A 19,288-nucleotide genomic window follows, 5' to 3' on the forward strand; every position below is an offset into this window, starting at 1 on the left:
CACTTAATAGAAAGAGATGTCTGTAAGGATTTTCGTTTTAGCTTAAAAGAGTAACGTGTAAGCTTTTAATAGAATTGGAGAGTAAGAAAACAAGGACTTGTAAAAAAATGACATACAAGCCCCGGGTATCCTATTGCCTTACTTAATAGAAAGAGATGTCTGTAAGGATTTTCGTTTTAGCTTAAAAGAGTAACGTGTAAGCTTTTAATAGAATTGGAGAGTAAGAAAACAAGGACTTGTAAAAAAATGACATACAAGCCCCGGGTATCCTATTGCCTTTTTTCCTAAGTTGATTGATAAACTTTTCTTTAGACTGGATTATATTTTCCTGATTTAGAGGTTTAGATGTAATTTGTAAGTTATTGGCTCTTTAGCCTGATGACATTGAGTAAGACCCCCACCTCAAAACTTATGAAAATCGAAAAGTTTAGGTGGGGAATTAACTGCCCCTAAAGGTCTGATAAGTTAATCTAACAATCATTTGGGGATGAAGGAAAGCCCCCAATGATTGAAGTTCAGCTTAATCAATATTCTTGCAACTAAGATACTGTACCTAGTTACGTCGAACTGTTCGTAACTATGGGTAGATTTCCTCAGCTCGGTTTTGGTAAATATGAAATACATTCGAATAAATAAAAGAATGTATTAGAAGGGCTTCCAATACATAAGAATAATCGGTGATCGATAACTAAATACTCTTAACTCTACTAAATTTTAAAAATAAAAAAGTGGTGATCTTAATGAAATATGTATTAGAGGTACCTCAAAGAATCGTGACTGGGTGGGGGACGGTTTCTACTATTGGTAGTGAAGTTTCTACAATTGGGGAAAGAGTCATGGTTATTCATACAAAAAGGTTGTTTAATTCTAGTCTCATTGAAGAGATCCTTCTTGATTTAAAGAACCATGGTGTTTATGTAATTTGTGAGCATGTATCTTCAGGAGAGCCTACTGTTGAACAAGTTGAAATGGTGTTAAAAAAAGTCGAAGAGCAAAATTGTGACTTTGTGATTGGAGTGGGCGGGGGAAGTGTGTTGGACCTAGTGAAGGCAGTGGCGGGACTTAAATTTCCAAATCGAAAGCCTGTTAAAGATTATTTCTATGGGGAGAAAATCCCCCAGAAAGGTATTCCATGGGTAGCGGTTCCAACAACTTCTGGTACAGGTTCAGAAGTGACGCCGAATTCAGTCTTGTCTGATGAGAAAATTGTGAAGCTAAGTATTAGAGGAGATAATTTCTGGCTGGCAAAAGTTGTCATTCTAGACCCTCAATTAACAGTATCATCACCAGCAAATGTAACGGCCTGGAGTGGAATGGATGCATTAACACAAGCGGTTGAAGCCCACACATCAAAAGGAGCTAACGCCTTGACTGAACCATATAGTCTTAAAGCGACTACTCTTATTGCCAACAGTTTGATGTTGGCATATAAACAACCAGAAGATCAAAAGGCGAGAACAGACATGGCATTAGGTAGTTTATTAACAGGAGTAGCTTTAGCTAATGCACGCTTAGGTATTGTTCATGGAGTCGCTCATTCGATAGGGTTACACTTTAACGTCCCTCATGGATTAGTGTGTGGTACTTTACTACCATGGGCGATTGAGTATAACCAAGAAGTATCTAAAGGTAAATATAAAGAAATTGCCCAGGCAATCGGGATTGGAACTTCTGCTAGTAATTTAGAGAATTGGGTGAGAATGATCAACCTGGAGTTAGGTATCCCTTATTCTATAAAAGAATTTGGAGTTACGAAAGAAGACTTAGATCGAATCGTGGAAGAAAGTATGCCATCAGGTTCATTAAAGGCAAATCCACGAACAACCTCAAGAGAAGAGTTGTATGAGTTTTTGGCTAAGCAATTATAATATTTCTGCGAGGAAAAGCAAAAACACTAGGAAGTAACGTTTTTTTCCTAGTGTTTTTGTGTCATAGTCAGAATTTATAAATTTCTAACTTGGAAACTGTCTAGCTTCAGCGCCCTATCGACTAGAAAGCTTCCTTCGTCTCGTCTACGATAAGTCGAGAACGAAAGTCGAACGACTTTCGACTCTCCTATATCTCACTCGACTCAGTCCAGCTTATTACGTCGATGAGCAAGGGCGCTTGCGCTTTTCTTAATTTGTTGATCTTACGGATTAGTTCGGACAGGAGATCCGCTATTTCTAAGAAAACCTCCATTTTATTAAGCTATGTGGACACTGAGTTCGTTATTTGCTTAAATTCTTTAAAAATACTTAACAGAATCATAGATTAGCGGAACGAGTGTCCGTTCGTTTCTAAAAAATGCATATTTTGCAAAAATAACGGATCTGTAGTCCACTTCAATATATACACTGTAGTATTCATTAGAAATCAATTAAACTTCTTAAAAAAACATCGAAATAATTAACCCAGACAATAATAATATTAACGCTCCACCAAGTCTAGAGGCGATTTGGGCAAATGGCATCAATTGCATTCTTTTTGAAGCTGATAACACAGCGACATCTCCAGTTCCACCCATATTTGCCATACAAAGTCCAGCGGTAATCGAAGATTCAATCGGATAAAATCCAACGAATCTACCAAAAAGTGCAGCACCTAAAACGGCACCTAAAACAACTCCACCTACAAGAATTATATATTGGAAGCTAAGAGCAGCAAGGACGGCATTTAAGTCTGTAAAAGCGACACCGATCCCAAATAATAATGCAAGTGTCCAAGTCTTTGCTACAAATTGATACCATTGACTCGCTCCTTCCACAATACTTTCAGGAATAAGATTCGCAATTTTTACGATAGCTACAAGGATAATCATGAGAGCATATGGATGAAGAGGAATAAAATCTCCAAGAAGTTGACCGACTGCAAAGAAAATCATCGCAGCCAGTAATCCAACTGCCATTTTCTGAATATCAAAATGCTTAGTTTCATCTTTCTCTAATTCGAATCCTTTAAGTAATTGCCCGTTTCCTGATAAAGAAGGTACTTTATTACCAAGTTTATTCAACAAACTTGCCATTATAATTGCAAAGACATTTCCTAACGCTAAGGCAGGTACAAGCATAGAGATATAGTAGCTAGGCGAATTACCGAGTAATTCTGAGTAAATTTGAGCCATTGGAATTGCCCCTGCCCCCATACCACCACCGAGAATAGGTAGTGCAATTACTAAAATAGCATCCTGCACTGTGAAATTGATAAGAAAACCGATAATACCTGCAATGACCATTGCCCCAATAACCGCTCCGAAAATCGGTACAAAGTAGCGAGCGCCGATTTTTACTAATACTTTCGAATTCATACCGAGAATACTACCGGTAATTAAAGCAGCAATATAAAAATCTAGAAAGCCACCTGCAGTCATAAAATCTGTAACTGAACTTGATACTGTTTCAGGTAAAATTCCACTATAGACCATATAAGCTGAACCAAAAATAGCTACAATGGCCCCACCACCTAGATAGCTCTTTACGATAGGTGTTCGGTCTCCAATCCATCCAAGTGTTTCGCCAAAAATAATCATGACTAATAAAGTGCCAATCATTCCACCCGGAAGATTCCCTGTATAAACACTAATTATGGTTAGTACAAAAAATAGAGAGAACCATAAAATAGGGATATTAAAAATTTTAGATTGTTTTTTCGGTCGAAGTTGATGTAAGTTTTTACTATTTATATTAGTTGTATCTGTCAATTTCTTTGCCGTTTCCACCATTGATATACTTCCTCCTTAACGCTGTTTTGTTAATCCTGAATTTTTCTTATTTAGTAAATCTCTATTAATATCTATGTTAAAGGGTGGAATGCGTTTTCAACCTTAGGTTCATCATATGAACTATAATCAGTTTAAGAAAGATTTTGTAATTAAAAAAACTTTTGTAATTAAAAAAAGTGACGTTGGCCGCTTTTTCTTAGAATGGATAGGTTTGTTCTAAATACATTATTTAGATAAAACTCGAAAGATTGCTAGATGTAATTGATTGACTCGTTTCAGCAAGATGACACATCGGAAAATCAGGTGGAGGGTCTACTCCACCTGATTGGAAAATACCACCGATGCTACGCTTAGAGGTGGTTGGCTTTTACCCCCAAAAGAAATTCAGATAAATGGTGTAATCATTTACTTGCTTTTTAATAACTGGAAAAGAACGATAATTTTAAAATTCATTATAAACAAATAATTCCGAGTCGAAACTTGTCAGTATTCACAAACTTCCCATATTTATAGCAACAATAATGAAAAAAAACATATAAAATAAAAAAGTATAAGGTGGAAGAAAATAATTATAACTAAACTCGTAAATAGGAGTTGCCAAAAATGAAGTTCATAAAATTCAAGGATTTTCCATTACGAATAAAAATTATTTTTCTTGTATGCTCGGTCATTATATTAGCGCTTTTTGTTACGAATTATCTTACAAGTAAAAGTATTGAAAGTACAACGATAAGTAATATTGAAGAAAAAGCAAGGGATGTATCAAGAACTATGGCACTTTCTCCTATAGTTATTGGTGGATTGACTGGAGAAATGGAGGACACTGTCTTACAAGATCACGTGGAACAAGTTAGAAAAGCTACAGATGTTCTATTTATTGTTGTCTTGGACATGGATCGAATTAGAAAGACCCACCCACTGAAAGAGCAAATAGGTAAAAAATTCGTAGGCGGAGATGAGCGACTTGTTTTTCTAGGGATTGAGAATATTTCTATAGCTGAAGGTACATTGGGGCACTCTTTACGATATTTTACTCCCGTTTTTAATGATAATGAAGAGCAGATTGGAGCAGTAGTAGCTGGTTTATTACTTGAGGATGTTGAAAAAGCGGTATCAGAAAATCGTGCTATCTTGATTATTGGAACAGCATTAAGTTTATTAGTTGGAATATTAGGAGCAATTTTTTTAGCGGAGAAAGTCAAAGCAATTTTATTTAGAATGGAACCAAGTCAAATCGCTCAGCTTTTAGAGGAAAGAAGTGCGATGCTTCACTACGCCAGAGAAGGAATTGTAGCTATTGATTTAACTGGAAAAATTACGTTAATGAACAGTGAAGGGGAGCGGTTGTTCAAAAAAATTAGTCATCATGAAGGACAATTTGAAGGTAAAAAAATTGAAGATATTTTTCCTAATTCTCGTATGACTAATGTATTGATAACAGGAATAGCCGAGTTAGATAAAGAAATTTCTTATAACGGAATTAACTTACTCGCAAATCGAGTCCCGATTTATGTAGATAAAAAAATTGTAGGTGTAGTAGCAACTTTCCGTGATAAAACAGAGTTTAAAAAGCTAGCAGAAGAGTTAACAAGAGTGAAAGTTTACGCAGATGCATTGAGAGCACAAACGCATGAATTTATGAACAAATTACATGTAATTTTAGGTATGGTTCACATGAAATGTTACGATGAACTTGTAGAGTTTGTCAAAAACACAACAACTAAACTCCAGGAAGATGTGGGCTATATAACAAAGCATGTAAAAGATCCTATTTTAGCGGGTTTTGTTCTAGGGAAATTAAGTTATGCAAGAGAGCGTGGTGCAGAATTAATTTTTAAAAAGGATTGTTACGTTCCAATCGCTAAAAATACTGATGATACTCATGAGTTAATTACAATCTTAGGGAATTTAATTGATAATTCTTTAGATGCAGTACAAGGTTGTCATACAAAAAAAATTGAAGTTTCCGCAAAGTATAATGATCATTTCATCTATATTCGGGTTAGCGATACTGGGGTTGGTATTTCTGATAATCACCTTGAAACTATCTTTCAAAAAGGGTATTCAACAAAAGGAGAAGACCGCGGGATGGGATTATACCTAATTCAACAGTGTATTAATAGGTTGAATGGAACGATAGATGTCATATCAGAAGAGGGCATAGGAACAACGATTGATATTCAAATCCCATATGAAGCCGAGGAGTGATAGAATGTTAAAAGTTTTAATAGTAGAAGACGATCCTATGGTGGCTGAGTTCAATCGGCGTTATTTAGAAAAGATTGAAGGTTATGAATTAGTAGCAATTGCACCATCTGTTGATGATGCGATAAATATATTAAACGAAAATAAAGTTCACTTAATTTTGTTAGATATTTATATGCCTAATAAAACTGGTTGGGACCTACTTTCAAAAATAAGAAGCAATGATAAAGAAGTAGATATTATTGTGATTTCTGCAGCCTGTGATAATGAAAGCATTCAAAAAGCACTACGATTTGGTGTAGTTGACTATTTAATCAAACCATTTGAATTTGAACGTTTTTGTGCAGCCCTGCAAGATTATAAAGCTGATAAGTCTATGATTAATAATCAGACGAAATTAAAACAAGAAGATTTAGATAATCAGTTTTTTAATAAAAATCATAAGTCAGTACAAGCTCTTGAGTTACCAAAAGGTTTAACGAAAAACACATTAAAATTTGTATGGGAGAAAATAAAATTAATGGAAGTATCTCCATTCTCCACAGAAGAATTGGCAAATGAGGTAGGGATATCAAGAGTTTCATTAAGAAAGTATTTAAACTTTATGAATGAAATTAATATATTGAAGACAGATATTGTTTACGGCACAGTAGGCAGACCGGTCTATAAACACCAACTAATTTCAGCGGATGAGGAAATAATTAAGAGGTATTTGTAGTTATCATCGACACTAGATAAAACTAAGGCTTCCATTCGAAATTAGAAAAGGAGAGGTCTTAGTTTTTTTAGTATTATGCCCTTCTCTTTTCAATCTATGATATAAAAATACCAAAATTAGTTATGAAACTTTTGAAAGTAAATTTGTGAATAGTTTCACTTTCATTATTTACTTAATTTTTTTCTAACTTTCAATAACTATCTATTCACGCTCCTTTTAAGTAAATTAAAGTAGAAATAATTATTGATCAAAAATAGGTTCTAGTTTTGTTAAATCTTTTCACATAGTTTAGGAAGGTTGAATAAGTCAACGTTAATTATTTCCACCTAGTCTAAATTTTTTTGTTCATGTTTGTGAAAATGTTCACATTCACAAAATGTTCACAAATGATCAGTAATTATGACTTGTAATGTTTGTGTTTTAATTTATTTATAGGGAGTGAAGAAAATGGCATTACCACAACAGCAAGTTGAAAAAATGCATAAGTTTTATGAAAAACAACCATTAAAAAAGAAAAGTGAAGTGAAATTATTACCTTTATTCATTACTTTAGCAGTTGGATTTATCATTTGGAATATTACGCCACCTGCAGGATTAGAACCTCAGGCTTGGCAACTTTTTGCTATTTTTGTCGCAACAATTGTTGGTTTAATTATTAAACCAATGCCAATGGGTGTTGTCGCTATTTTAGGATTAACCACAACCATAATAACAAAAACATTATCGACTGGTGAGGCGCTAAGTGGGTTTAGTAACTCTGTCATTTGGTTAATTGTTATTGCATTTTTTATCTCTCGTGGGTTTATCAAAACTGGTTTAGGTACGAGGGTAGCGTATTTCTTTGTTATGAAGTTTGGTAAGAAAACACTAGGGCTTTCTTATTCATTACTACTAAGTGATTTATTATTAGCACCAGCGATGCCATCGAATACGGCTCGTGCTGGAGGAATTATCCTACCAATTATTCGGTCTTTATCTGAAACATATGGATCTCGTGTTGGTGATGGTACGGAAAGAAAGGTCGGAGCATTTTTAACAAAAGTAGCTTTCCAAGGAGACATGGTTACTTCTGCCATGTTCTTAACGGCAATGGCTGCTAACCCGCTTGCAATGAGTTTAGCGGCTGAAATAACTGGTCAAACGATATCTTGGACTGGATGGATGGTTGCTGCATTAGTACCAGGTGTCATTAGTTTAATTATTATTCCTTTAGTTATTTATAAGCTTTATCCACCTGAAATCAAGGAAACCCCAGGTGCGTCTCTTTTAGCAAAACAAAAGTTAGAAGAAATGGGTCCATTGAAAACGTCAGAATGGTATATGGTTGGTGTTTTCTTCTTAATTTTAGGACTCTGGATCTTCGGTTCAAATATTGGTATTGATGCGACTACAACAGCATTTATCGGTCTCTGTACGCTGCTTTTATTACAAGTTTTAACATGGGATGACATTAAAAATGAACATGGTGCTTGGGATACACTTGTATGGTTTGCGGCTCTAGTTATGATGGCAACATTCTTAAATAGCTTAGGAATGATTCCTTGGTTTAGTGATTTAATGGGAAGTACAGTTTCTGGAATGTCATGGATGGTTGCGTTAGTCGTTCTAGCGATCGTTTACTTCTACTCTCATTACTTCTTTGCTAGTAACACAGCTCACGTAAGTGCGATGTATGCAGCATTCTTGGCAGTATTATTAGCTGCAGGAGCTCCACCGTTATTAGCAGCATTGTTACTTGCATTCTTTAGTAACTTATTTTCTTGTACGACTCACTACGGATCAGGACCAGCACCAGTATTTTTTGGAACAGGTTATGTGTCACAAAACAAGTGGTGGTCAATTGGGTTTATTATTTCTATCATTCACATTATCGTTTGGCTCGGAATTGGTGGAGTTTGGTGGAAGATATTAGGTCTTTGGTAAGAGTCATTTTGAGAGAAAAAGAAAAGATTACAATGACGTAAGCTTTATTTTGTTCAAACTGTGATGATTGCATGTCACAGTTTGAACAAAAAAAGTTACAGTACATTAGGAGGTAAAGGTAAATGAGTGAATTAATCACGAAAGTCCGTGAAATATCTACAAAGCAAATTACTGAAACGGTAAGAAGTTTATGTATGAAGGCAGCCTGTGATCTGCCAGAAGATGTTGAAAAATTAATTGAAGAGGGATTACAAAAGGAAGAATCTCAATTTGGTAAATATAGTTTAGAAAAAATCTTGAAAAATGTAAAACTTTCAAGAGAAGAAGATGCGCCAATGTGTCAAGATACTGGGATGACAGTTATTTTAGTAGAAGTTGGGCAAGATGTACACATTGTAGGTGGTAGTTTGGTAGATGCAATCAACGAAGGTGTTCGTCAAGGGTATGAAGATGGCTATCTTCGTAAGTCAGTTGTTGCTGATCCAGTTTTAAACCGCAAAAACACTGGTGATAACACACCTGCTGTTATCCATACAGAAGTGGTTCCTGGTGATCAACTTCGAATCCAAGTGCTACCAAAAGGTGCTGGAAGTGAAAATATGGGTGCTGTAAAAATGTGTAAGCCTTCTGAAGGATTAGACGGAGTTGTTGACTTTATTGTTAACTCTATTACTCAAGCAGGTGGTAATCCTTGTCCACCTGTCATTGTCGGAGTAGGAATTGGTGGCACAATGGATAAATGTACACTTTTAGCGAAAAAAGCTCTTGCTCGTCATGCTGGTGAACCGCATCCGAACCCAGAGTATGCTGAGTTAGAAAAGAAGTTATTAGAAAAAATCAACAAACTTGGAATTGGTCCTCAAGGATTTGGTGGTAAGGTTACAGCACTTGCTGTTCATATTGAAACATATCCAACTCATATTGCGATGATGCCTGTATGCGTTACGTTAAATTGCCATGCAGCCCGTCATACTGAAGCATACCTTTAAGGAGTGAATCCAATGGAAACGATAAAAAAAATTACGACACCATTAACATATGAACAAGTAAAAGACTTAAAAGCTGGAGATCAAGTTTCGATTACAGGAGTAATTTATTCAGCTCGTGATGCAGCACATAAAATTTTAGTGGATACGTTGGCTGAAGGAAAAGAACTTCCAGTTGATTTTAAAGATCAAGTTGTTTATTACGCAGGTCCAAGTCCGGCAAAACCAGGGAAAGTGATCGGTTCCTGTGGTCCAACAACAAGTGGAAGAATGGACGCTTATTCTCCTACTATGATGGAACAAGGGTTAAAAGGAATGATTGGAAAAGGTCCGAGAAGTAAAGCGGTCATTGAATCTATGAAAGAAAATGGTGCGGTTTACTTTGCGGCAATTGGTGGAGCTGCAGCTTTAATTGCAGATACAATTCAAAAAGTAGATATTGTTGCCTTTCCTGAATTAGGACCTGAGGCAATTAGAAGAATGGAAGTTGTGGATTATCCATGTATAGTAGCCATTGATTGTGAAGGCAATGATTTGTATGAGCTTGGGGTCCAACAATACAAACAAGTAGATTAATAGACTAAAAGGGGGATTACCGATGCTAACTTATGATGTAATAGTAGTTGGAGCAGGTGGAGCAGGAATGATGGCAGCACTTTCTGCGAGTGAAGATAAAAGTTTAAAAGTTGCATGTATATCTAAAGTATTTCCGACAAGGTCACATACCGGTGCAGCTCAAGGTGGAATTAATGCAGCGATGGGGTACCGTGATTCAACGGACTCTCCTGAAAAGCACTTTATGGATACAGTAAAAGGGAGCGACTTTTTAGCTGACCAAGATGCAGTTGAATTTTTCACTTCAAAAATGCCAGAAATTATTTCTGAATTAGATTATTATGGTGTACCTTTCTCACGAGATGGAAATGGTAACATCGCGCAACGTCCGTTTGGTGGAGCATCTAGTCCTAGAACATGTTATTCTGCCGATAAAACAGGACACGTTATTCTTCATTCAATTTATGAACAATGTTTAAAAAATGATGTGGAATTTTTTGATGAGTGGATTTTACTTTCTTTAGTTGTTGAAGGTGGCAATTTTACTGGGATAGTTGTCATGGATATTAAAACTGGTGATATCGTTCCGATGAAAGCAAAATCAGTCGTTATTGCTTCAGGTGGTTTTGGAAGAACGTATTGGAACAGAACGACAAATGCCATCAACATGACTGGGGATGGAACAGCAGCATGTTTTAACGCTGGTATTCCTTTAAAAGACCCTGAATTTGTTCAGTTTCATCCAACAGGGTTAGCTTCTACAGGAATCTTATTATCCGAGGCTTGTCGTGGTGAAGGTGGTTATTTATTAAATAAAGATGGCGAACGCTTTATGGCTCGCTATGCACCAGAAAAAATGGAATTAGGACCACGTGATTTAGTTTCTAGATCAATAGAAACTGAGATTAAAGAAGGACGTGGTTTTGGGGAAGGCATGAATGCTTATGTGTTAATGGATTTACGACACTTAGGTAAAAAGAAGATCATGGAACGCCTTCCTCAAGTTCGTGAACTTGCGATGGAATTTGAAGGTGTTGATATGTTAGAAGAACCTGTACCGATTCGTCCAAGCTGTCACTATATGATGGGTGGAATTCATGTCGTTGATCCACAAACACTAAGTACTCCAATTGATGGTGTTCATGCTGCTGGTGAGTGTGCATGTGTGTCCCTTCATGGTTCGAATCGTTTAGGTGGAAATTCTGTAGCAGATGTTGTTTTATTTGGTAAGTATGCAGGGATTGGCGCGAAAGAAACAGCTCACCGCCGCACATTTGGTTCAGAAGTTAAACTTGAACTAGAAACGGAAGCATGGAAAGAGAAATTCAAAACAATACGAAATAAAAAAGATGGAAAAAATATCGTAGAAATCCGAAAAAAAATGGCTCAAACAATGTGGGATAACGTTGGAATTTTCCGTGATGAAGTGGAAATGAAACAGGCATTAAAGGATATTAATCAGTTAATTAATGAATACAAAGATACGTTTATCGGTGACCCAGCAGTTCGTTACAATATGGCATTTGTAAACTATGTTGAAATTGGTAACTGTCTGACTTTAGCAAAAGCGATTGTCATGGCTGCTATTAATAGAAAAGAAAGTAGAGGGTCACATACAAGAAAGGATTATCCTACTCGTGATGATGTTAATTTCTTAGCCCATACACTTGTTCACAAAAAGCAAGATCAGTATGAGCTTGAATATATCCCTGTTAAGATTACAAAGTATAAACCAGAGGAGCGAAAATACTAATGGAAAAATTTATTTTTAGAATTCATCGCTATGACGGGACGACCAAGTGGGTTCAAGAATATCAATTCCCTTATGAAAAAAATAAAACTGTCCTTTGGGCATTAACAAAAATTAAAGATGAAATGGATCCGACATTAAACTTTACTTCTGCCTGTCGTCACGCTATTTGTGGGAGCTGTGGAGTAAGAATTAACGGAACATCTTATCTAGGCTGTAAAACGCCACTAGATGAAATCATCGAAACGTTCGAAACAAATGTTTTAACATTTGAACCGTTACAAAATTATGAAGTAATTAGAGATTTAGTTATTGATTGGAAGCCAAAAGTGGAGAAGCTTAAGCTTGTTAAGCCATGGTTAATCCCTTCTGAGGACGGAAGTGTAGAGAAAGGCTTTAAGCAAAGTGAAGCAGAATTTGCTAAAATTGCTTCACCAACTGACTGTATTCTTTGTGGAGTATGTACATCAGAGTGTGGACAGCTAAATGTAAATGATGGTGGGTATCTTGATCCGTTCGTTTTAAATAAAGCATACCGTTTTGCTGTTGATTCAAGAGATGCTGATCCATTGCAACGTATTCAGCCAGTGCTAGAAAATGAACTATGGAAATGTATTCACTGTATGCAGTGTGTAACGAACTGTCCAAAAGGTATTCCGTTAACAGACCAAATTGCCTACTTACGAAAAGTTTCGATGAAAATGGGTGCTAAAGATAACCAAGGTGCTCGCCATGCTTATGCATTCTATGATGATGTTCACAAGACTGGTAGATTAAATGAAATGATGTTACCAATTAAGACCGATGGAATGGCGAAAACAATTGGAAAACGAGTTCCGATGGCTACACGAATGATCTTAAAAGGAAAAATTAATCCACTACACATGCCAAAGAAAGTAAAAGGTATAGAGGGAATAAGAAAAATTTATCAATATGCCCAGGAGGTGAGCAAATAATGAGATACGGATTTTTTCCAGGTTGTACATTAGAATCTGCTGCTGGAGAATTAATGATTTCTACAAAAAAGGTAGCAAGTGCTTTAGGTATCGAACTCATTGAGCTTGAGGGGTGGACTTGTTGCGGTGCGAGTCATATTCAAGATGTTGATGACTTTTTAGCAACGAGCGTTAATGCTAGAAACTTAGCGTTAGCCGAAGAATTAAATGCTCCATTAATGACTGTTTGTAACACCTGTACGTTAATGCTTCGAACAGCAAAAAAAGATTTAGATGAAGACCAAGAATTAAAGGAAAAAGTAAACACGGGTTTACAACAATCTGGTTTAGAGTATCAAGGTACGAGCGAAGTAACTCATTTACTTTGGGCAATTATTCAAGACTATGGAATTGAAAATTTAAAGAAGCTAGTAAAAAGGCCACTCAAAGGTTTAAAAGTAGCTAACTTTTATGGGTGTCATATTGTAAGACCACCTCAAATCATGGGGTTTGAAAATCATAGAAATCCACGTTCAATGGAAATCGTTGCAGAAGCATTAGGTGCTGAATGTGTTGATTTTGATCAAAGATTAGCTTGTTGCGGATTCCATGCTGTTTTTCCAGCAGAGAAAGAAGTGTTAAAACTAACGGCGATCAATTGTATATCGCCTAAGATGGCAGGTGCTCATTGTATCGTTACACCATGTCCATTATGTCAAATGCAATTAGATATGTATCAACCAGATGCACAAAAAGGGTACAGTGAAGATATTGAAATGCCAATTTTACACTTACCACAGTTAATTGGTTTAGCATTAGGATTTAGTCCAGAAGAGCTTGCAATTAACCGTCATATTGTTGATGCAGTACCGTTTTTAAAAGAGAGTTTAGGAGTTTAATATTTTTAAGGGAGTAGCTTTATATGAAATACGTGCTTAAAAGACATGAGAAAAAAGCGAAACTTGTAGGAATGGCCAATTCAAACCAACTTTGGCTGCAAAATATGAGAGAAGAGTGGATCCATGATATCTATGAAGAAAGTGATATTCACTACGGTATGATTTATTCTATTCATAAATCTTTCCACCGTCTATCAACGTCGATTACTGGTTTCTTTCAAGATGAAGATACGCAAAAATGGATGTATGTTGAAAATGGTGTAGCTTATAAAGAGGCACCAGAAAACAGTGACAAACCATATGGTTGGGAAGACGATTTGCAAAAGTTAATGGTTAAGGAAATTGAATATAATAAAAAATTAAACCTTTCAGTTAAATAATCTATAAAACTAGCATCCCCTTGCTTAAATGCTTTATAAGGGGATGCTTTTCATAAATATCATGCTATCGAATTGGGTGGCTGACACCGCTTATGGACAAATCGTTAAAATGTCCGTGTGGGGTGGACTCAATTAGTTATTATGATGATTTAAATTTTAGTAAGTCGGCATCAAACGTAATATCAGCATCTTTGCGAGCGTCTTCAAGTACTTTAAGTACTGAATGACTGTAATCAAGTAATTGGTAACACTGCTCGAAATTTTTTGAATGGTAAATATCATTAAAGGTAAGAAGTTCATAATGCATGATGTTTTCTTCGGTTTGTGCATTTAATTCTACTTCATTATCTTCTAAATGAAGGATGACTTTTCTACAACCATTTGCCCCATGTTCAACGTGCAGGTATCCTTTTTCTCCTTGGATAAGAACAAAATTTAAACTATTCGTGTCTTTACATCCAACACACTCACCAATAAAATCCGGATATTCTAATAGTAAAATTCCTGAGGTATCAATTCCGTTTGGATGTTTGTTAGCTTTATATTGGACTGTTTGAGGTGTCCCAAACAAATTCATGACAAAATGTAGGTTATAAATATTAATATCTGTTAGAGCGCCACCTGAAAATTTAGGATTGAAAACATTTGGAGTTTCTCCACGCAGAAGAGCGTTGTACTTACTCGAATACTGACTATAATTACATTGGATGAATTTAATTTGTCCAAGTTTATTGATGTTTTCTTTTATTAATTGGTAGTTTGGCAGGTGGATCGTTGTGATCGCTTCAAATAACAGTAAATTTTTTTGTTTAGCAAGAGATATTAAACTCTCAAGTTCCTGTACAGTTGAAGTAAATGGCTTTTCACATATTACATTTTTCCCGTTTTGAAGTGCTTGATATGCTTGATCATAATGTAAGCTATTTGGCGATGCGATATAAACAAAGTTAACATTCGGATCAGCATACAGCTTATCTAAATCAGTATAAATCGTTTGTACATTGAATTTTTCAGCAAGTGGCTTAGCTGTTTCTTCTTTTCTAGAATATATCGCTTCACACGTAGCTTCCTCGATTTCGTTTAAGGCTGATAAAAACTTATCTACGATAGGTCCTGTTCCAATTGTTGCAATCTTCATTTCAAACACTCCAATCGACATATTATTTTAACTTCTATTTTATAAAGTGTATGTAGTCTTGGTTCTTCTGATTATTATACAATTTTTTCCGAATATATCCCAACCATAGCATCTAATTTTATGTAATTGTATGAATAAGTGGTTAATATGAGTATGTAAAATTATGAATGTTTATGTAGAAAATACCTATTTTCTATTGTGAAATGAATAGTAAAAATGACCCAGGTCATTAGCAGAGGCGAACTTAAAAGAAAAAATTGGATCGTTTAATTATTGATGCATTTATAAATGATGACATTCAGACGATTTCTTTTAGAGTTCATTCCTTTCCGAACATTATAGTGGGTGACAAAATGAATAGGAACTATAAAAGGGTAATATTCTTCATGATGATTACAGCTACTGTTGTGTTATATCTTTTCTTTACTAACCTTTATCCTTATATTGGAATTAGGCTAACCTTAGAGAGTGATCATTTTTATGTGCAAACAATAAATAAAATCGGTTGGGGTGCACAAAGTGATATTCAGGTTGGAGATCAAATAATCTTAATAAATCATTTGCCACCAGAAAAGCATATGACAGTAAAAAAATTTCTCAGAATTGAACAGGCAGAAACGATTACTGTTCTAAAAGGTACTAATCCTAAAACCTTTTTGATTAATCATACTTTAGAACTAACGAGACAATACTTGTACCATGTTGTAATTCCGTTTCTTTACTTTCTCTTTAACATACTAGTAAGTATCTTTTTAGTTAAAAATCGAATCCCAAAAAATAGCTCAATCTTATTAATTTATTTTTTTATGCTTCTAAGTCTTTGTTTCATAAGTGGTAGTTCATCAGCAAGGCTAAATATAGTAGGTGTAGTTACTGTAAATTTTAGTTTTTTAGTTGCACCAGTATTATTTTTGCATTTTTTCTATCAGTATTTAGTAGAAAACGGGAAATTATGGATTGAAAAAAGACTGTTATTTTGGTTATATATAATGAGTTTTTTAACATTTTTTATCGTCACGCTAAATAAATTAATGTTAATGGATTTTTTTATTAATGCAAAACTAGTCTTATTTAGTACATTTTTGTTTTTAATCAGTATAGTTGCGATCACTCTATTAAAATGCTATCGATTATCAAAAAAGGATGAGATACGTGAGCCGATTAGATGGATGCTTTTAACGTTTGCCCTTTCCCTTGCTCCATATATCTTTTTATATACAATTCCCTTTATAATATTTGGTGAAGTAATTATGTTGAGGGAAGTCGCTTCATTATTTATCTTTTTTATACCTACAATCATTTTTTATTTATTGTTGGTAAATAAGCTTTTTCCTATCAAAGTATATGTAAATCAAATAGAATACTATTTAGCTATTTTAATCATTCCGTCAACGGTTGTTACGTTTATTATTAAAGCTTATTATTCCAATGGTTATACACTTATTACCATTACCCGTACATTTCTAGTAATATACGTTTTGTTGTTTTTATTTTTGGTGTTAAAGAATTACATAGATAGAAAATTACGGGCAGTATTATTTGTAGAAAGTGAACAATATCAAAAAAGTATTTACCGTTATAGTGAGGCAATTAAACGAGAAAATAAGGTAAGTGGTGTATTAAACAGTATTGAAAGAGAAATGAAAGAAGTATTAAAAGTAAAGTTTATCAGTTACATTCAAGTTTCTAAAAAAGGAAATTTTATTTGTGCTGACACTGAAAATCAATTTCTAGAAGGTGCTTTGGCTAAAAAAATCAATTCTCAAGTTTTAAATGTTGGGAAAATCATTGAACATAAAGAGTATTTTCTTCTTGTCATTGGTGAGCGCCAAAATTATTATTACTGTTTAATAGTAAAAAAATTAACTAATACACCTATACGTAAGGAGCAACAAGATTGGTTGGAAGTCCTAGCCTATTACACGAGTATTTCAATAGAAAACATGATTAAAATTGAAGACTTACTCAAAAAATTAGAAAGTGTAGAAGCCGATCAAATGGTCGCAAATAAATCAAACTGGCTAAATCGATTAATGGTTAACTGGTCAGAAAAAGAAAGAAAGCATTTAGCTACGGATATCCATGATACGATCCTTCAAGATCTGATTGTTCATAAGAGGAAAGTTGAAGAGATAAAACGATTAGCTAAGGATAAGCCACTTATTCTAGAAAGTAGAATAGAAGAATTGGAAGAAGATGTTTTAGATATGATGTACACTATTCGCGAGACATGCCACGAGTTATCACCGCCACTTTTGGCAAAGTTAGGTCTCAAACACGCCTTGCAGGATTTAGAAGTGAAATTTAATTTGCTTTCTACTAGTAAATTAGTTTTCAAGATTGAAGGAGATAACCAAAGTCTTCAGTTAAAAAATGATTACGAATTAGCTGTTTTTCGTAGCGTTCAAGAATTATTAAATAACGCTATTAAGCATGCTAAAGCAACTGAAGTAACTATTTTGGTTAAAATAAATGATCAAACTTTGGAAATATACTATCAAGATAATGGAATAGGTACAGATCTTTCTACCCAAAATAAAGATCGAAAAAATATGGGGCTAAGTAGGTATGAAAGGTCGTGTTCAAAACTTAGGCGGAGAAATTAAGCTTATATCGAATCCAGGTAAGGGGATGAGGGTTCAAATCGTTATACCATTAAAATAAGTATCTAAAAGCAGGTGATAGTTTGATTAATATTCTTATTGTAGATGATTACTCCATAGTGGGAGAAGGTACAAAAAATTTATTATCAAGTGAAACCGACTTTAATGTCGAGTTCCATGGTTCAAGTTTAGAAATAATGAGTATTTTGAAAGTAAAAAAATATGATGTTTATTTAATAGATTTTGAAATGCCTGAATTAAATGGTTTAGAATTAACAAAGGAAATTTTAAACGTTCATCAAGATGCGAAGGTTATTATTTTTACAGGTTATGAAATTACTTGTTATTTCAACCATCTAGTTGAAGTCGGCGTTTCGGCCTTTATAAGTAAGTCATCCTCTAAAGAACAGCTTATTCGTACAATCAGAGATGTGATCAATCATCAATCCGTTATTCCTACTGAGATATTACATCAACTTCGAAGGACCGAATCTAAACTTTGCTTCGAAAACGGTACCAAAATTTCATTTTCTCTAAAAGAAGAAGAAATTGTGATAAAGATCTCCAAAGGACTAACAAACGAACAAATAGCGAAGGAATTATTTACGAGTAGTAGGACTGTAGAAAGACATTTAAGAGAGATTTTCAAGAAATTAAATGTTAGTTCCAGAGTTGATGTTGTTGAAAAAGGACGTAAGCTAGGGTTGATACCAGAGGTATTGATTTGATCATAGGATGCTCTCGATTTGAGGGCATCCTCTTTATCCCACTCTTAAGGGGCAATAAGACCCCCACTGAGTGAAGTTCAGCTTTATAGTCAAAAAAAGATTTAAATTGATTTAAGATTTAATAAAAAAAGTATGATGAAGGTTAAGCGATTTTTCTTAGGTCGTATAATTAATAGCAAGGATAGATTAAAACCTTACTTCAAAAATTTTTTTAATGAAAAATAAACTATTACAAAAACAAATAACCAAGTCCCAAAATCAATGAAAAAATTAAAAATATTAAATTTTTCATGAAACACAATAAAATCGAAACCTATTATTTTAAATAACAAATTTGTTAATATGTAAGTGATAATAATTGAAATTAAAGGTATTTTAATTTTTTTCAATGAAAGTATCTTCCTTTCGTTATTTTTTAATAAGAGATGATCCCTCATCAAAATCTATCCTGCCGGCACAAGTAGGTAACATTTTGATGGGGAAATGTTAATTTGTGAGAATTATATAGTGAGTTTAATTCACTAGCGTTGTATAAATATTGTCATAATTTTCAGTTTAATTATTTTCTTTGTTTAGAGCCAAAAAAGTTAATACCCAACTAAAGATGGCTCCATCCATTTGGAAATTTTATTTACAATTAGACTGGTGCAACGACGACAAATTGCGTATTAAGGGAGGGCTTTCCCTTCAATCTTTCGAAGCCAGATATGCGCTGGTTTCCACAAAGTAGCCTTTAAATATCGGCTAATTTGCAATGTTTTTCGCTTA

14 protein-coding genes are annotated in these 19,288 nt (G+C 34.6%); 12 read left to right on the forward strand and 2 right to left on the reverse strand.

Annotated features, from left to right (window positions below; translation table 11 throughout):
- The first annotated feature begins 740 nt into the window (after window positions 1–740).
- The gene (locus BKP37_RS17025) at window positions 741–1,868 is read left to right on the forward strand and encodes an iron-containing alcohol dehydrogenase (RefSeq protein ID WP_071310829.1); all 1,128 of its coding nucleotides are present in this window, start codon (window positions 741–743) and stop codon (window positions 1,866–1,868) included.
- Between the two features lie 500 nt (window positions 1,869–2,368).
- Here BKP37_RS17025 and BKP37_RS17030 read toward each other — a convergent pair whose 3' ends face one another.
- Window positions 2,369–3,700, reverse strand: coding sequence for a 2-hydroxycarboxylate transporter family protein (locus tag BKP37_RS17030; RefSeq protein WP_071310830.1), 1,332 nt, complete (start codon window positions 3,698–3,700; stop codon window positions 2,369–2,371).
- Window positions 3,701–4,303: 603 nt separating this feature from the next.
- On the opposite strand from BKP37_RS17030, the gene dcuS reads away from it, so the two are divergent.
- The 9 genes from dcuS (at window position 4,304) to BKP37_RS17075 (ending at window position 14,051) form a co-directional block, all read left to right on the forward strand.
- Window positions 4,304–5,908: a DcuS/MalK family sensor histidine kinase gene (dcuS, locus tag BKP37_RS17035; protein WP_071310831.1), complete on the forward strand. Its 1,605-nt coding sequence runs from the start codon at window positions 4,304–4,306 to the stop codon at window positions 5,906–5,908.
- Window positions 5,909–5,912: 4 nt separating this feature from the next.
- Entirely contained in the window at window positions 5,913–6,623 is a 711-nt protein-coding gene (locus tag BKP37_RS17040; RefSeq protein WP_071310832.1) for a response regulator, read from the forward strand.
- A 477-nt stretch (window positions 6,624–7,100) separates the two neighbouring features.
- Window positions 7,101–8,546: an anion permease gene (locus BKP37_RS17045; protein ID WP_071310843.1), complete on the forward strand. Its 1,446-nt coding sequence runs from the start codon at window positions 7,101–7,103 to the stop codon at window positions 8,544–8,546.
- 122 nt (window positions 8,547–8,668) lie between these two features.
- Entirely contained in the window at window positions 8,669–9,535 is an 867-nt protein-coding gene (locus BKP37_RS17050) for a fumarate hydratase (RefSeq protein WP_071310833.1), read from the forward strand.
- 12 nt (window positions 9,536–9,547) lie between these two features.
- Window positions 9,548–10,108 (forward strand): Fe-S-containing hydro-lyase, encoded by a 561-nt coding sequence (locus tag BKP37_RS17055; protein WP_071310834.1) that lies wholly within the window; start codon window positions 9,548–9,550, stop codon window positions 10,106–10,108.
- Between the two features lie 22 nt (window positions 10,109–10,130).
- Window positions 10,131–11,840: an FAD-binding protein gene (locus BKP37_RS17060; protein ID WP_071310835.1), complete on the forward strand. Its 1,710-nt coding sequence runs from the start codon at window positions 10,131–10,133 to the stop codon at window positions 11,838–11,840.
- The gene (locus BKP37_RS17065; protein ID WP_071310836.1) at window positions 11,840–12,793 is read left to right on the forward strand and encodes a succinate dehydrogenase/fumarate reductase iron-sulfur subunit; all 954 of its coding nucleotides are present in this window, start codon (window positions 11,840–11,842) and stop codon (window positions 12,791–12,793) included. The genes BKP37_RS17060 and BKP37_RS17065 overlap by 1 nt, the downstream gene beginning before the upstream one ends.
- Entirely contained in the window at window positions 12,793–13,671 is an 879-nt protein-coding gene (locus tag BKP37_RS17070) for a CoB--CoM heterodisulfide reductase iron-sulfur subunit B family protein (protein ID WP_071310837.1), read from the forward strand. The genes BKP37_RS17065 and BKP37_RS17070 overlap by 1 nt, the downstream gene beginning before the upstream one ends.
- Before the next feature lie 23 nt (window positions 13,672–13,694).
- Window positions 13,695–14,051 carry a hypothetical protein gene (locus BKP37_RS17075; RefSeq protein WP_071310838.1) on the forward strand — a complete coding sequence of 119 codons (357 nt, stop codon included), beginning with the start codon at window positions 13,695–13,697 and terminating at the stop codon, window positions 14,049–14,051.
- 139 nt (window positions 14,052–14,190) lie between these two features.
- Here the strand turns inward: BKP37_RS17075 and BKP37_RS17080 are convergent, their stop codons facing one another.
- A complete protein-coding gene (locus BKP37_RS17080) occupies window positions 14,191–15,189 on the reverse strand; it encodes a Gfo/Idh/MocA family protein (RefSeq protein ID WP_071310839.1) in 999 nt (332 codons plus the stop codon).
- A 353-nt stretch (window positions 15,190–15,542) separates the two neighbouring features.
- On the opposite strand from BKP37_RS17080, the gene BKP37_RS17085 reads away from it, so the two are divergent.
- Both BKP37_RS17085 and BKP37_RS17090 read left to right on the forward strand, forming a co-directional pair.
- Complete coding sequence (locus BKP37_RS17085; RefSeq protein WP_084034845.1) at window positions 15,543–17,795, forward strand: histidine kinase; 2,253 nt, start codon at window positions 15,543–15,545, stop codon at window positions 17,793–17,795.
- Between the two features lie 80 nt (window positions 17,796–17,875).
- Window positions 17,876–18,520: a response regulator transcription factor gene (locus BKP37_RS17090; protein WP_071310841.1), complete on the forward strand. Its 645-nt coding sequence runs from the start codon at window positions 17,876–17,878 to the stop codon at window positions 18,518–18,520.
- The last annotated feature ends 768 nt before the right edge of the window (window positions 18,521–19,288 follow it).

This window comes from Anaerobacillus alkalilacustris (assembly GCF_001866005.1).
Lineage (GTDB): Bacteria > Bacillota > Bacilli > Bacillales > Anaerobacillaceae > Anaerobacillus > Anaerobacillus alkalilacustris.

Bases quoted from the DNA above. Each gene is read 5' to 3' on its own strand.
- BKP37_RS17045 (WP_071310843.1), top strand. From the start codon at position 7,101: ATGCATAAGTTTTATGAAAAACAACCATTAAAAAAGAAAAGTGAAGTG.
- BKP37_RS17070 (WP_071310837.1), top strand. From the start codon at position 12,793: ATGAGATACGGATTTTTTCCAGGTTGTACATTAGAATCTGCTGCTGGA.
- BKP37_RS17030 (WP_071310830.1), bottom strand. From the start codon at position 3,700: ATGGTGGAAACGGCAAAGAAATTGACAGATACAACTAATATAAATAGT.
- BKP37_RS17065 (WP_071310836.1), top strand. From the start codon at position 11,840: ATGGAAAAATTTATTTTTAGAATTCATCGCTATGACGGGACGACCAAG.
- BKP37_RS17075 (WP_071310838.1), top strand. From the start codon at position 13,695: ATGAAATACGTGCTTAAAAGACATGAGAAAAAAGCGAAACTTGTAGGA.
- BKP37_RS17085 (WP_084034845.1), top strand. From the start codon at position 15,543: ATGAATAGGAACTATAAAAGGGTAATATTCTTCATGATGATTACAGCT.
- BKP37_RS17025 (WP_071310829.1), top strand. From the start codon at position 741: ATGAAATATGTATTAGAGGTACCTCAAAGAATCGTGACTGGGTGGGGG.
- BKP37_RS17040 (WP_071310832.1), top strand. From the start codon at position 5,913: ATGTTAAAAGTTTTAATAGTAGAAGACGATCCTATGGTGGCTGAGTTC.
- BKP37_RS17050 (WP_071310833.1), top strand. From the start codon at position 8,669: ATGAGTGAATTAATCACGAAAGTCCGTGAAATATCTACAAAGCAAATT.
- BKP37_RS17080 (WP_071310839.1), bottom strand. From the start codon at position 15,189: ATGAAGATTGCAACAATTGGAACAGGACCTATCGTAGATAAGTTTTTA.
- BKP37_RS17055 (WP_071310834.1), top strand. From the start codon at position 9,548: ATGGAAACGATAAAAAAAATTACGACACCATTAACATATGAACAAGTA.
- BKP37_RS17060 (WP_071310835.1), top strand. From the start codon at position 10,131: ATGCTAACTTATGATGTAATAGTAGTTGGAGCAGGTGGAGCAGGAATG.
- dcuS (WP_071310831.1), top strand. From the start codon at position 4,304: ATGAAGTTCATAAAATTCAAGGATTTTCCATTACGAATAAAAATTATT.